The sequence below is a fragment of the Xanthobacter flavus genome (assembly GCF_017875275.1).
Taxonomy (GTDB): Bacteria; Pseudomonadota; Alphaproteobacteria; order Rhizobiales; family Xanthobacteraceae; genus Xanthobacter; species Xanthobacter flavus_A.
Genome location: NZ_JAGGML010000001.1, coordinates 2,767,065 through 2,779,121 on the forward strand (window position 1 = coordinate 2,767,065; position 12,057 = coordinate 2,779,121).

General features: G+C 68.8%; 15 protein-coding genes. 12 read left to right on the forward strand and 3 right to left on the reverse strand.

The features are described from left to right. Nucleotides 1-65: 65 nt before the first annotated feature. On the forward strand, nt 66-506 hold the full coding sequence (locus J2126_RS13320) for a hypothetical protein (RefSeq protein ID WP_209487426.1): 441 nt from the start codon (nt 66-68) through the stop codon (nt 504-506). A gap of 4 nt (nt 507-510) precedes the next feature. After that, nucleotides 511-1,653, forward strand: coding sequence for a molecular chaperone DnaJ (gene dnaJ / locus J2126_RS13325; RefSeq protein ID WP_209490132.1), 1,143 nt, complete (start codon nt 511-513; stop codon nt 1,651-1,653). A 13-nt stretch (nt 1,654-1,666) separates the two neighbouring features. Here dnaJ and J2126_RS13330 read toward each other — a convergent pair whose 3' ends face one another. Then, entirely contained in the window at nt 1,667-2,644 is a 978-nt protein-coding gene (locus J2126_RS13330; protein ID WP_209487427.1) for an NAD-dependent epimerase/dehydratase family protein, read from the reverse strand. An 80-nt stretch (nt 2,645-2,724) separates the two neighbouring features. Between J2126_RS13330 and J2126_RS13335 the strand changes: the two genes are divergently transcribed. The 7 genes from J2126_RS13335 (at nt 2,725) to J2126_RS13365 (ending at nt 7,657) form a co-directional block, all read left to right on the forward strand. Next, the gene (locus J2126_RS13335) at nt 2,725-3,369 is read left to right on the forward strand and encodes a TetR/AcrR family transcriptional regulator (RefSeq protein ID WP_209487428.1); all 645 of its coding nucleotides are present in this window, start codon (nt 2,725-2,727) and stop codon (nt 3,367-3,369) included. A gap of 64 nt (nt 3,370-3,433) precedes the next feature. Continuing rightward, nucleotides 3,434-4,051, forward strand: a complete 618-nt coding sequence (locus J2126_RS13340) for a class I SAM-dependent methyltransferase (RefSeq protein WP_209487429.1) — start codon at nt 3,434-3,436, stop codon at nt 4,049-4,051. A gap of 49 nt (nt 4,052-4,100) precedes the next feature. After that, complete coding sequence (locus tag J2126_RS13345; protein WP_209487430.1) at nt 4,101-4,682, forward strand: histidine phosphatase family protein; 582 nt, start codon at nt 4,101-4,103, stop codon at nt 4,680-4,682. After that, nucleotides 4,679-5,401 carry an orotidine-5'-phosphate decarboxylase gene (pyrF, locus tag J2126_RS13350; protein ID WP_209487431.1) on the forward strand — a complete coding sequence of 241 codons (723 nt, stop codon included), beginning with the start codon at nt 4,679-4,681 and terminating at the stop codon, nt 5,399-5,401. The genes J2126_RS13345 and pyrF overlap by 4 nt, the downstream gene beginning before the upstream one ends. Before the next feature lie 11 nt (nt 5,402-5,412). Further along, nucleotides 5,413-6,057: a DUF1330 domain-containing protein gene (locus tag J2126_RS13355; protein ID WP_209487432.1), complete on the forward strand. Its 645-nt coding sequence runs from the start codon at nt 5,413-5,415 to the stop codon at nt 6,055-6,057. Nucleotides 6,058-6,188: 131 nt separating this feature from the next. Further along, nucleotides 6,189-7,016 (forward strand): 4-hydroxy-tetrahydrodipicolinate reductase, encoded by an 828-nt coding sequence (gene dapB, locus J2126_RS13360; RefSeq protein ID WP_209487433.1) that lies wholly within the window; start codon nt 6,189-6,191, stop codon nt 7,014-7,016. A 17-nt stretch (nt 7,017-7,033) separates the two neighbouring features. Further along, nucleotides 7,034-7,657: a 2,3-bisphosphoglycerate-dependent phosphoglycerate mutase gene (locus J2126_RS13365; RefSeq protein ID WP_209487434.1), complete on the forward strand. Its 624-nt coding sequence runs from the start codon at nt 7,034-7,036 to the stop codon at nt 7,655-7,657. 51 nt (nt 7,658-7,708) lie between these two features. Here J2126_RS13365 and J2126_RS13370 read toward each other — a convergent pair whose 3' ends face one another. Continuing rightward, nucleotides 7,709-8,635 (reverse strand): polyprenyl synthetase family protein, encoded by a 927-nt coding sequence (locus J2126_RS13370; protein WP_394101383.1) that lies wholly within the window; start codon nt 8,633-8,635, stop codon nt 7,709-7,711. A 127-nt stretch (nt 8,636-8,762) separates the two neighbouring features. On the opposite strand from J2126_RS13370, the gene J2126_RS13375 reads away from it, so the two are divergent. The 3 genes from J2126_RS13375 to J2126_RS13385 all read left to right on the forward strand — a co-directional run bounded on the left by J2126_RS13375 (nt 8,763) and on the right by J2126_RS13385 (nt 10,673). Next, nucleotides 8,763-9,434, forward strand: coding sequence for a transglycosylase domain-containing protein (locus J2126_RS13375; RefSeq protein WP_209487435.1), 672 nt, complete (start codon nt 8,763-8,765; stop codon nt 9,432-9,434). Between the two features lie 111 nt (nt 9,435-9,545). Then, entirely contained in the window at nt 9,546-10,151 is a 606-nt protein-coding gene (locus J2126_RS13380; protein ID WP_209487436.1) for a septation protein A, read from the forward strand. Between the two features lie 75 nt (nt 10,152-10,226). Then, nucleotides 10,227-10,673: an RrF2 family transcriptional regulator gene (locus J2126_RS13385; RefSeq protein ID WP_209487437.1), complete on the forward strand. Its 447-nt coding sequence runs from the start codon at nt 10,227-10,229 to the stop codon at nt 10,671-10,673. Between the two features lie 214 nt (nt 10,674-10,887). Here J2126_RS13385 and J2126_RS13390 read toward each other — a convergent pair whose 3' ends face one another. Further along, nucleotides 10,888-12,057 (reverse strand): ABC transporter permease, encoded by a 1,170-nt coding sequence (locus J2126_RS13390; protein ID WP_209487438.1) that lies wholly within the window; start codon nt 12,055-12,057, stop codon nt 10,888-10,890.

The window sequence follows — 12,057 nt, forward strand, 5'->3', positions numbered from 1 at the left end:
AGGTGATGGCAATATGATGCCTGGCCCGGTTCCTTGCCGGGGCAGGCATCGCATCGGGTGGGACGATGAAGGGCGCGGCGAAGGTCATCATGGGCGCCGCAGCAGGCGCCCTTCTTGTTTCATCGGCGGGCGCTGACCAGCCGAGACGCCTAACGGCCCAGTCGTTTTACGACCGGGCTATCGTGGTGGAGATGGTTCTCATCGACGCGATTAGGAGCAACAAGCCGCGCCGTCTCCTGACGCTGCATAACGCGCTCCTTGACGAGTACGAAGTCACGTGGGGCCGGGCGGCAGAGACAGATGGGCGCGTGTGCGCCCGATTGATTTCAGCGCTGGCCGTGGTCGCGGTGACCGCCCACGAGCACATGGAACAGCGGACCGCGCCGTCAAGTATGGCCAACAGCGCCTGGATGAATTATCGGCGGGATGTTGCGCAGTGCGAACGGCAGCCGGGTATGGTGGTCTTTGACCGGAAGCTGCCAGAAAAATTGAGTGAGGTTTTCTGAGGTCATGGCCAAGCGCGACTATTACGAAACCCTCGGCTGCGATCGCGGCGCCGACGAGACGGTGCTGAAGGCCTCCTACCGCAAGCTCGCCATGAAGTGGCATCCCGATCGCAACCAGGGCGATGCGGAAGCCGAGGTGATGTTCAAGGAGGTCAACGAGGCCTACGAGGTCCTCAAAGACCCCCAGAAGCGGGCCGCCTATGACCGCTTCGGCCATGCCGCCTTCGAGAATGGCGGCGGCGGCCCCGGCTTCGGCAACGATTTCGCCTCCTCCTTCGCGGACATCTTCGACGACCTGTTCGGCGGCTCCATGGGCCGCGGGCGCGGCGGCGGGGGTGGCCAGCAGCGCGGGCGCGGCTCGGACCTGCGCTACAACATGGAGATCACCCTTGAGGAAGCGTTCGTCGGCAAGACGGCGCAGATCAAGATCCCCACCTCCGTCGCCTGCGAGGCCTGCAACGGCTCCGGCGCCAAGCCCGGCACCCAGCCGAAGGCCTGCCGCACCTGCGGCGGCGCCGGCAAGATCCGCCATGCGCAGGGCTTCTTCACCCTGGAGCGCACCTGCCCCACCTGCCAGGGCCGCGGCAGCGTCATCGAGGACCCGTGCGGCGCCTGCGCCGGCGCGGGCCGCGTGACGCGCGAGCGCACCCTCTCTGTGCAGATTCCGCCCGGCGTCGAGGACGGCACCCGCATCCGCCTCGGTGGCGAGGGCGAGGCCGGCGTGCGCGGCGGGCCGGCGGGCGACCTCTACATCTTCCTCTCCATCGAGCCGCACGCCTTCTTCCAGCGGGAGGGGGCGGACCTTTATTGCCGCGTGCCCATCTCCATGGTCACGGCGGCGCTCGGCGGCGCGGTCGAGGTGCCGACCATCGACGGTGACAAGACCAAGGTGAAAATTCCGGAGGGCACCCAGTCGCAGAAGCGCTTCCGCCTTTCCGGCAAGGGCATGCCCATCCTGCGCTCCCGCTCCTCCGGCGACATGTATGTGCAGGTGGTGGTGGAGACGCCGCAGAAGCTGACCAAGCGGCAGAGAGAGCTTCTCGCCGAGTTCGACAAGGAAAGCTCCGGCGAGACCCATCCCGAATCCGCCGGCTTCTTCGCCAAGGTGAAGGAATTCTTCCAGGGCGCGGCCGGCGAGGGGGCGTGATCCCCGCCGGCAGTCAGCCCCTGCGGGCCGCAGCCATGCATTGGGCGATGCCGTCCGTATAGGGCGTCTTCGCGACGGGGCCGATGGCCCGTTCGAGGGCGCTGCCGTCGAAGATGACCGGCTCGGTCATCAGATAGTGCATCTCCACGAGTTCGCGCATGAGCGGATCGAACAGGCCGGCGAGGCGCAGCATCGTCTTGCCCGCCACCATCAGCTTGGGCGTGCCTCCCGCCAGTGCGAAGGCCTGCCGGGCTACCTCCCGAACTGTAATGGTGCCCGCGCCCGCGAGATTGTAGGTGCGGCCGAAAGTGTCCTCCCGCCGCAACAATTCCCGCACCACCGGCCCCACATCCGGCACGAAGACGAACTCGTGTGGGGTGTCGATAGGCCCCACCACCTTCGCCCGGCGCCCCGCCACGGCGGCGGCGAAGAGGTCGGCGAGGAAGCTGCGGTCCACGCCGGGTCCGTAGAAATCGGGCAGGCGCAGGATGGCGCCCTGAAGCGCGCCGCGCGCGTCGGCCTCCATCAGAATGTCCTCCTGCTCCTTGCGCATGCGACCCTTGAAGGTGTGTGGGTCGCGCGGATGGCTCTCGTCCACGCGCGGCGCCTGCGGCCGGCCGAAGGGATAGGCGGTGCCGATGAGCAGCACCCGCCGCACACCCTCCGCCTCGGCCGCCTCGACCACGGCCCGCATGAGGCGGGGGTGGAGGTGGAAGGCGTCATAGGGCACACCCACCATGTGGACGAGCGTATCCATGCCCCGAACCGCCGCGCGGAGGCTTGCGGCATCGTCCGGGTTCCAGATGCGCTGGGTGGCGAGAGGATAGGCGCCGAAGGCGGTCGAGAGGCCGGCGGCGGAGCGCCCGACGACCGAGAACGGTGTGCCGGCCGCACTCAGGGCCTGGGAGATGCTGGCGCCGATGGCGCCGGTCGCGCCCAGCAGCGCAATTCTGGGGGCGCCGGCAACTTGCGGGAAAGCGGGAGAGGTCATTAGAGTGGCGTCCTGAACAATGTTCACTAAACATCGTTCATAAACTGAACATCGTTCATGTCAAGCGACAAGGGTCTGTCGTGTCAGAATTGAAATCGTCCGCGCCGCCCCAGGGCGGTTCGCCCCGCGCCAGGCGGAAGGAGGATGCCCGTGCGCGCATCCTTGCCGAGGCGCGCCGGATCGTTCTGGATCAGGGATTTGAGGCGCTCACCATGCGCCGCATCGCCGAGGCCGCCGGCTATTCCGCCGGGGCGCTCTATCTTCACTTTGAGAATCGCGAGGCCATCGCCCGCGAACTCGGGGAGGCCGGCATGCGCGCGCTGCTCGAAGGCCTCGCCGAGGCCGGAAAGAGCGCGGACCCGCTGCACCGGCTCAAGGCCCTGGCGCTCGCTTATGCGGCGTTCGGGCGCGCCGAGCCCGAAACCTACCGGCTGATCTTCATGGAGCCGGGCTTCGCGGCCACCGCGCTGGGGGGGAAGGACGCGGCCGGGGCGGCGGCGTTTGCGCTCATCGGAGGGGTGTTCCAGGATCTCGCAACGGCCGGTCGGCTGAGGGATGGGCTTGACCCGGAGGGCCTCGCCCTGACCTTCTGGATCCTCCTGCACGGCGTGGTCAGCCTGAAGCTGACCTGCTCGGCCTTTCTCGTGGCTCCCGAGGAGGATCTCCTTTCGACAGCGCTCGACAACCTGCTACACGGGGCCTTGCGCGAGGCCAGCGAACCTTGACCCCGCCCCCTTTCCCGTCTAAGCGCCTGATATCCGACCCGCTCGGGCGCCCGAGGTGCAGTTGATGCTCCAGTCCCACGACCACCGCAGGCCGCTTCAAAAGCCCCTGCTCCAGAAGCCGAACCTCAAGGACGAGGTGCGTTTCCTGCAGTCGTGGTTCCAGAATCCGCTCAAGACCGGCGCGGTCGCGCCCTCGAGCCCGGCGCTCGCCAAGATGATGGCGAGCTATCTCGATCCCAAGATGGACGGCCCGGTCATCGAGCTTGGGCCGGGCACCGGCCCGGTCACCAAGGCGCTGATCCAGCGCGGCTTTGCCCCCGAGCGCCTGTTCCTGATCGAGTACAATCCGGAATTCTGCGCCCTGCTGCGCCTGCGCTATCCCGGCGCCACCGTCATCAACGGTGATGCCTACCAGCTCGGCAAGACGCTGAAGGATCGCCTGCCCGGCAAGGCGGCGGGCACCATCTCCTCGCTGCCGCTCTTCACCATGCCCGAGGCCGAGCGCCACCGGATGGTCAACGAGGCGTTCGACCTCTCCCACCCCGGCACGCCGTTCGTGCAATTCACCTATGCGGTGGTCTCGCCCGTGCCGCTGCTGCCGGGCGCCATCGAGGGCGAACGCTCGCCGCGGGTGTGGCGCAACATCCCCCCGGCCCGCGTCTGGGCTTATCGCCGGCCCTGATCCTCATCTTGGCCGGTCCGGCGCCGGCCTTATGCTGCCGGTGCCGCTTGTGACCGATTTCCTCTATCTGACCCATCCGCAGGTCCAGGTGGACCCTGCCGTCCCCGTGCCGCGCTGGGGTCTGTCGCCCGTGGGGCGTCAGCGCACGCTGGCCTTTTCCACGCGATTCGATCTCTCCGCCATCAGCCAAGTCATCTCCTCCACCGAGGAGAAGGCGAAGGAGACGGCCGCCCTGATCGCCGCGCCCCTCCGGCTGCCGGTCGTCATCCGCGACGGCATGGAGGAGAACGACCGCTCCGCCACCGGCTACCTGCCCGAGGCCGAATTCCAGGAGATGGCCAACGCCTTCTTCGCCCGCCCCACCGAGAGCGTGCGCGGCTGGGAGCGCGCGGTGGACGCGCAGGCCCGTATCGTTGCGGCGGTGGAGGCGGCGCTGGCGGTTTACGGCGGGGCGGGACAGCGCCTCCTGTTCGTCGGTCATGGCGGGGTGGGCACCTTGCTTCTGTGCCACCTGGCGGGCTACCCCATTTCCCGCGTCCACGACCAGCCACCGGTTGGGGGCGGCTGCTGGTTCCGCGCCGGTCCCGCGCGCCGGCCGGACCGCTGGCGCGCAATGGAGGAGACGGCATGACGCAGGTTGTTCAGGGCACCCCGATCCGCGCGGATGTCCGCGACAAGCTCATCGTCGCCCTCGACTATCCCTCCGTCGCCGCCGCCGAGGCCGCGGTCGCCCAGCTTGGCGACGTGGTGAGCTTCTACAAGATCGGGCTGGAGCTGGCGGTCTCGGGCGGCATCGACCTTGCCGCCGACCTCATCGCCGCCGGCAAGAAGGTGTTTCTCGACCTCAAGCTCCACGACATCGGCAACACGGTGGAGCGCGCGACCGCTGCCGCCGCCGAGCGGGGCTTCGACATTCTCACCGTCCACGCCTATCCCCTGACCATGGCCGCCGCCGCGCGCGGGGCTGCGGGCAGCAAGCTGGAGGTGCTGGGCGTCACGGTGCTCACCTCCTATGACGATGCCGATCTCGCCGCCACCGGCGTCGCCGGGGGCGTCACCGAGACCGTGCGCCTGCGCGCCGGGCAGGCGCGGGAGGCCGGCATCGCCGGCGTCATCTGCGCCCCCACCGACGCCGCCATGGTGCGCGGCATTCTTGGCCCTCATATGCGCGTGGTGACGCCGGGCGTGCGGCCCAAGGGCGCCGCCGTGGGCGACCAGAAGCGCATCGCGACGCCGGCCGAGGCGCTGGCCGCGGGCGCCGACCGCATCGTGGTGGGCCGGCCGGTGACGGCGGCGGAAGACCCGGTCGCGGCGGCGCGGGCGATCCTTGCTGAACTTCAGGGCGCGTGACGGGGGCGGCGATGGCGAGCGGCTACTGGTTCCTCAATCTCGATGTGGTCAACCCGGTGGACTACATCACCTACCGCGAGGCGAACTACGCCTTCGCGCGGTCGCACGGCTTCCGGTTCGTGATCCGCGGTGGCGACTTCGAGCAGCTCGAAGGCATCAAGCGCCATCGCAACGTGCTGGTGGAACTGCCCTCCTACGAGGACGCCCTGAGCACCTATACCCTGCCCGAATACCAGCACGTGCGCGATCTGCGCCGCTCCACCGCCATCGCCGATCTCGCCGCTGTCGAAGGTTATGACGGGCCACAGCCTTCGTCGGCACCGCCGCCCGAAGGCACGCCCGAGAACCCGCGCGGCTACTGGATGGCCAAGGTGGATGTGACCGATCCCGATCGCTACAAGGATTACGTGGCCGCCAATGCCGAGCCGCTGGCCGAATACGGCGCCTGGTTCGTCGTGCGGGGCGGGCGCAACCAGGTTCTGGAGGGCCATGGCCGCTCGCGCTACGTGGTCATCGCGTTCAAGGATGTCGCGACGGCGCGCGCCTGCTATTTCTCCCCGGGATACCAGAAGGCGCTGGCCATCCGGCGGGAGGCGTCGGTCGCCGACGTCATCCTCATCTCCGGCTATACCGGGCACGAGGCCGCGCCCACCTGAGCGCGACCATTCTCGATCGCTTTTCCCCGACTCGCTAAATCGGCGAAGCGATCGACGGTATCGAGTTAACGCATTTTCTTCACGCGAACCGGTATCCCCTTCGCTTGAAAATGCCCAAGAGGACTTTACCCGTGACCGATCTGCGCATCGTCATCGCCGGGGCCGGCGGCCGCATGGGCCGCACGCTCATCCGCGCCATCGCCGAGACCGAGGGGCTGAAGCTCGTCGGCGCCCTCGAATATGCCGGCTCCGCCCATCTGGGCGAGGATGCCGGGCTGATGGCGGGCACGGGCCCCAACGGCATCACGGTGGAGAGCGACGTGGCCCCGGCGCTGAACGGCGCCGACGTTGTGATCGACTTCTCCACCCCCGCCGCCACGGTGCGCCTCGCCGGTCGCCTCGCCGAGGCGGGAATCGCCCATGTCATCGGCACCACCGGCTTCTCCAACGAGGACAACGCGGCCATCGCCGACGCGGCCCTGCGCACGGTCATCGTCAAGTCCGGCAACATGAGCCTCGGTGTGAACCTGCTCGCCGCCCTGACCCGCCGGGTGGCGGCGACGCTGGGCGACGACTTCGACATCGAGATCGTCGAGATGCATCACAACCGGAAGGTCGATGCGCCCTCCGGGACCGCGCTGCTGCTGGGCGATGCGGCGGCGGCCGGCCGCAACCGCAAGCTCGACGAATGCTCCGATCGCGGCCGCGACGGCCTCACCGGCCCGCGCGTGAAGGGCAATATCGGCTTCGCCAGCCTGCGCGGCGGCTCCGTGGTGGGCGAGCACATGGTGATCTTCGCCGGCGCCTCCGAGCGCATCGAGCTGGTCCACAAGGCCGAGGACCGGATGATCTTCGCCAACGGCGCGCTCACCGCCGCCCGTTGGACGAAATGCGGAGAGACCCGGCGCGAGCCCGGGCTCTATTCCATGGCCGACGTGCTCGGCCTTGCCGATTTCTGAGTGTCTGGAGACTTTTCATGTCGGATCGCATCCTCGTCCTCGTCCGTCACGGGCAGAGCGAGTGGAACCTCAAGAACCTTTTCACCGGCTGGCGTGACCCCGACCTCACCGAGCAGGGCGTCGCGGAGGCGAAGCGTGCGGGCGCGCTCCTGAAGGCCGAAGGCCTGACGTTCGACGTCGCCTTCACCTCGCTCCTCTCCCGCGCCCAGCGCACCCTGTCGCTGGTGCTCGGCGAGATGGGACAGGAGGGCGTGGAGACGATGGCCAGCCAGGCGCTGAACGAGCGGGACTATGGCGACCTCTCCGGCCTCAACAAGGACGACGCCCGCGCCAAGTGGGGCGAGGAGCAGGTGCATGTGTGGCGCCGCTCCTACGACGTCCCCCCGCCCGGCGGCGAGAGCCTGCGCGATACGGTGGCCCGCACGCTGCCCTATTACAATCAGGAGATCCTGCCGCGCGTGCTGAGGGGCGAGACCACGATCGTGACCGCCCACGGCAATTCGCTGCGCGCCCTCATCATGGTGCTGGAGAAGCTGTCTCCCGAAGGCATCATGAAGCGCGAGGTGCTCACTGGCGTGCCGATGGTCTATCGGATGCGCGCCGATTCCACCGTCGAGGACCGGCGCGACCTCGCGGTCTGAGGACGCCTGAGGCCGCGGCCGGTTCGCCGGCCGCTCCCCTCCAAGATGCGCTCAGCTGCGCCGCGCGGCCACGAACTGGGCGGCTTCGGCGAGGATCTCGCCGCGCGCGCCGAACGGCGCAAGGGCGTCCGCCGCTTCTGCCACCAGACGGTCCAGCAGACGGCGCGCCTCGGGCAGGCCGAGGCGGGAGACCAGCGTCGCCTTGCCGGCGGCGGCGTCCTTGCCCACCTTCTTGCCCACCTCCTCGGCCGTTCCTTCCACATCCAGAATGTCGTCAGCGATCTGGAACGCCGCGCCCAGCGCCCGCCCGTAGGCGAGCAGCGCCGCGCGCTGGCCCGCATCCGCGCCGCCGAGGATCGCCCCCGCCTCGGCCGAGACGGCGAGCAGGGCGCCGGTCTTCATGGCCTGCAGGTCGCGGATGGCGTCCTCCCCATGGGCGAGAGGCGCCCCGCCGGAAAAGCGCCCTTCGGCGGCGAGGTCCAGCATCTGCCCGCCCACCATGCCGCCGATGCCCGCCGCCCGCGCCAGCGCCCGCACCAGCGCGATGCGCACGGCCGGATCGGGATGGGCGTCCTCACCCGCCAGCAGGTCGAAAGCGAGGGTGAGCAGCCCGTCGCCGGCGAGGATGGCGGTGGCCTCGTCATAGGCCTTGTGGACGGTGGGACGGCCCCGCCGCAGGTCGTCGTCGTCCATGGCGGGCAAATCGTCATGGACGAGGGAATAGCAGTGCACGCACTCGATGGCGGTGGCGGCGGTCACGGCGGCTTCGGCCGGAAGGCCGAACAGGGCGGCGCCCTCGATCACCAGGAACGGCCGCAGCCTTTTGCCGCCGCCCAGAGCCCCGTGGCGCATGGCGGCCATGAGCCGCTCCGGCCGCAGCCGCTCGCCGGCAAGCGCCGCACCGCCGAGCGCGGCGGCGAGCCGGGTTTCGGTGATGGCGGCGGCGGCGTCGAGACGATCCTTGAGGGAAGAGGTCACCGGGTGGCCTAGCGTGGCTGAGAAGGGCAAGGTGGAACGCCCGGCGAGGGCGCACCGTTGACGGGGGCCACCGGGTGCCTCAACCAGGGGTCAAGGTCAAGCCGCATGGCGGCAGGGAGGGGGGAGGATGATCCGTCTGGTGCTTCGGGTGGTGCTCATCCTCGCTGCCATCCCGCTGGTGCTTTCGGTCCTCTACAACGTCATCAATCCCGTCTCGACGCTGATGATCGGCCGCTGGATCACCGGCGAGCGGGTGGAGCGCGTGTGGACGCCCATCGAGAAGATGTCGCCGGCGCTGGTGCGCACGGTCATCGCCTCGGAGGATGCCAGCTTCTGCCAGAACGTCGGCATCGATTTCGGCGAGCTGCGCGAGGCCATCGAGAAGGCGGACGAACTCGAGGACACCCGCGGCGCCTCCACCATTCCCATGCAGATCGCCAAGAACCTGTTCCTGTGGCCGGGGCGGGCGCTGATCCGCAAGGCCATCGAGATGCCGCTCGCCATCTGGCTCGATCTGGTGGTGAGCAAGAGGCGTCTGATCGAGATCTATCTCAACATCGCCGAATGGGGGCCGAATGGCGAATTCGGCGTGGAGGCGGGCGCGCAGCGCGCCTTCGGCATTTCCGCCGCGCAGGTGGATACGCGGCAGGCGGCGCTGCTGGCGGTGATGCTGCCCAATCCGCACCGGCGCGATGCGGGCAATCCCACCGCCGGCGTCCAGCGGCTCGCGTCCCGCCTTCAGGCGCGGGTGCCCAAGGAGGGGCCGGAACTCGTCGCCTGCCTCGGCCAGCTGCGCTGAACCCGCACGCCGCTTGATTGTTGGCGCCACACGCGCCACATGGGAGACGTCGCGCCGTTCCGGCTGAACCCGCCGTGCCCGGCGGTAACTTCCTCCTGCCGGCCCGCCTGAATGACCCAATCGCAAGCCCCTTCGCCCGCGTCCGCGTCCGCCCCCCGCAAGATGAACCCCTGGCTGAAGATCGGCCTGGAGATCGGCCCGCTGGTGCTGTTCTTCGTCGCCAACGGCCGCGGCGGCATCTATGTGGCGACCGGCGTCTTCATGGTGGCGACGCTGGTGGCGCTCTGCGCCATGTGGGTGCTGGCGCGGCGCATCGCGGTGATGCCGCTGGTCTCGGCGCTGGTGGTGATGGTGTTCGGCGGCCTGACGCTCTGGCTGCAGGACGACCATTTCATCAAGCTCAAGCCGACCATGGTGAATGCCCTGTTCGGCGTGCTGCTGCTGGGCGGCCTTTATTTCAGGAAGCCGCTCCTGCCGTATGTCTTCGACGGCATGGTGAAGCTCACCGACGAGGGCTGGCGCAAGCTCACCATCCGCTGGGGCCTCTTCTTCCTGGTGATGGCGGTGCTGAACGAGATCGTCTGGCGCACCGTCTCCACGGACACCTGGGTGACCTTCAAGACCTTCGGCTATCTGCCGCTGACCTTCGCCTTCGCCTTCGCCCAAGCGCCGCTCATGAGCCGCTACGAGTTGAAGGACGGCGCCGGCACCGACTGAAGCCGCGGGATTTTCCTAACGCCCGCCGTTGACGGCGGCGCGCTCTGTCCCCATAAGCCCGAAAGAGGGCGCACAATGCTGACGAAAAAGGGAAAATACGGTCTCAAGGCGGCGGTCCACCTGGCCCGCCTGCCGCCGGGCGGCTCCACGCAGGTGGCGGACATCGCCGAGGCCAACAACATCCCGAAGAAATTCCTCGACGTGATCCTCGGCGAGCTGCGCAACGCCGGCTTCCTCTCGTCCAAGAAGGGCAAGCTCGGCGGCTACCGGCTGGCGAAGCCCGCGGACGACATCATCGTCGGCGAGATGATCCGCGCCCTCGACGGGCCGCTGGCGCCCTTTCCCTGCGCCAGCCGCAACGCCTACGAGCCGTGCGAGGATTGCGATATCGCCACCTGTGAGGTGCGCCTGCTGATGGTGCGGGTGCGTGACGCCATGGGCACGGTGCTCGACACCTACACCCTCGCCCAGATGCGCGACCTGTCCCAGGAACAGCTCGCCTCCTTCGTGGACTACATCTAAAGCCCGCGCGGCCTTTGAGCGAAGTGCAACGACAAAGCCCGCGCGGCGCCTGAGCGGAGGCGAGCCAACCCTCAATCCCTGACCGTCGTCATCGCGAGCCTTGTGCGGGCGATCCACCGTGGGGCCGCCAGGGTGCCCGATTGCCGGGGCAGGACGCGCGGCGGAGTGGATCCCCCGGACCAGCCGGGGGATGACGGGCCGAATGGCCCTTTCCTCACTGCTGCGCGGCGAGGAAGGTGCGGAAGCGGGCGAGCGCCACGGCGAAGAACAGCGCGCCGATGCCGAAGGTGGCGGCGAAGCGCGGCCACACCGTCTCCAGCCCCGCCCCGCGGTAGAGGATGGCCTGCGCGAAGGCCACGAACTGGGTGGAGGGCGAGGCCTGCATTCCCACCTGCAGCCATTGCGGCATGCTCTCCAGCGGCGTGAAGCCGCCCGACAGCATGTTCATGGGCAGCACGACCAGGAAGAACAGCAGCCCGAACTGCGGCATGGACCCGGCCAGCGTGCCGAGGAAGATACCCAGCGACGCCGTGAAGAAGAGATAGAGCGCGGCGCCCGCCAGGAACAGCGGGATCGAGCCCGCGATGGCGACGCCCAGCACCCATTTCAGCACCACGATGAGGCTGACCAGAGTGGCGACGAGGATGACTGCCCCGTTCGCCACCACCTTCGCCAGCATGATCTCGGAGGGACGCACCGGCAGCACCAGCAGGTGCTCCAGCGTGCCGTGCTCGCGCTCGCGGATCAGCGCGGCACCGGCGAGCAGCACCGAGAGCATGGTGATGTTGGTGATGAGGCCCATGGTGCCGGTGAACCAGGAGGATTCCAGCCCCTGGTTGAAGGCGGCGCGGATCTGGAGATTGACCGGGCTCGCCACCCCTTCGGAATGGCGCAGCACGAAGCGGTTCACCTCGGTCTGGAAGATGGCGGAGATGTCGTTGGCGCCCAGCCCGGCCTGCATCAGCGCCGTGGCGTCGATGAGCAATTGCACCTCGGGGCTGCGGCCGGCGAGCACGTCCGCCTGGAAGTTGGGCGGGAAATTCAGCACGAAGGTGTAGCGCGCCGCATCCATCACCGGGTCCACGTCCTGCGGGGCGATGGGCACCGGCCGCTGGAAGGAGGGCGGCAGCAGAGCGTCGAGGATGGCGTTGGAGAGGGCGGAATTGTCCTCGTCCACCACCGCCACGGCGGCGCGGTTGAGGTCGTGCTTCATGCCGTTCGCCTGCAGCACGATGGCGGCGGTGAAGGCATAGACCACCAGCACCAGCAGCGCGCGGTCGCGCCACAGGCCGAGCAGTTCCTTGCCCACCAGCCAGCGGACGTTGGCCAGCGGCAGGCGGCTGGGTGTCTTCGCCTTGAGGGGGGAGGGGGCGGGCGCGGCCAT

Bases quoted from the DNA above. Each gene is read 5' to 3' on its own strand.
- dnaJ (WP_209490132.1), top strand. From the start codon at position 511: ATGGCCAAGCGCGACTATTACGAAACCCTCGGCTGCGATCGCGGCGCC.
- J2126_RS13380 (WP_209487436.1), top strand. From the start codon at position 9,546: ATGACCCAATCGCAAGCCCCTTCGCCCGCGTCCGCGTCCGCCCCCCGC.
- J2126_RS13355 (WP_209487432.1), top strand. From the start codon at position 5,413: ATGGCGAGCGGCTACTGGTTCCTCAATCTCGATGTGGTCAACCCGGTG.
- J2126_RS13330 (WP_209487427.1), bottom strand. From the start codon at position 2,644: ATGACCTCTCCCGCTTTCCCGCAAGTTGCCGGCGCCCCCAGAATTGCG.
- J2126_RS13320 (WP_209487426.1), top strand. From the start codon at position 66: ATGAAGGGCGCGGCGAAGGTCATCATGGGCGCCGCAGCAGGCGCCCTT.
- pyrF (WP_209487431.1), top strand. From the start codon at position 4,679: ATGACGCAGGTTGTTCAGGGCACCCCGATCCGCGCGGATGTCCGCGAC.
- J2126_RS13365 (WP_209487434.1), top strand. From the start codon at position 7,034: ATGTCGGATCGCATCCTCGTCCTCGTCCGTCACGGGCAGAGCGAGTGG.
- J2126_RS13340 (WP_209487429.1), top strand. From the start codon at position 3,434: ATGCTCCAGTCCCACGACCACCGCAGGCCGCTTCAAAAGCCCCTGCTC.
- J2126_RS13390 (WP_209487438.1), bottom strand. From the start codon at position 12,057: ATGGCCGCGCCCGCCCCCTCCCCCCTCAAGGCGAAGACACCCAGCCGC.
- J2126_RS13375 (WP_209487435.1), top strand. From the start codon at position 8,763: ATGATCCGTCTGGTGCTTCGGGTGGTGCTCATCCTCGCTGCCATCCCG.
- J2126_RS13385 (WP_209487437.1), top strand. From the start codon at position 10,227: ATGCTGACGAAAAAGGGAAAATACGGTCTCAAGGCGGCGGTCCACCTG.